The 309-nt window shown below is 37.9% G+C and carries 2 protein-coding genes; both read left to right on the top strand.

Annotated features, from left to right (window positions below):
• Positions 1-5: 5 nt before the first annotated feature.
• On the top strand, positions 6-74 hold the full coding sequence (locus tag ABT58_RS24535; protein ID WP_338048714.1) for a hypothetical protein: 69 nt from the start codon (positions 6-8) through the stop codon (positions 72-74).
• Position 75: 1 nt separating this feature from the next.
• The coding region (locus tag ABT58_RS23210; protein ID WP_047876789.1) for a bacteriocin immunity protein at positions 76-309 on the top strand (234 nt) is incomplete at its 3' end.

Consider the following 309-nt stretch of genomic DNA (forward strand, 5'->3'; position numbering starts at 1 on the left):
GTAAAGTGTATGACGTGGACAATTTAAGAGTAATGACTCCGAGAAGACATATCGATATTCATAAAGGATTATGAAATGGAACTAAAAGGTAAACTACAAGACTACACAGAATCAGAATTTAGACGATTTCTGGATGAATTTTTTGAAGACACTGAGACTAATAACCTCCCGGACTCAGAATATGATGAGTACATTTCCAAGCTGGCAAAACACTTCTCTACTATTGTTGAACACCCAGAAGGTAATGGTTTGATTTTCCACCCTGCCGCACGTCGTGAAGATTCAGTTGATGGTGTGATTGAAGAACTT

Origin of the sequence: Photobacterium aphoticum, from assembly GCF_001029435.1 — a bacterium.
Taxonomy (GTDB): Bacteria; Pseudomonadota; Gammaproteobacteria; order Enterobacterales; family Vibrionaceae; genus Photobacterium; species Photobacterium aphoticum.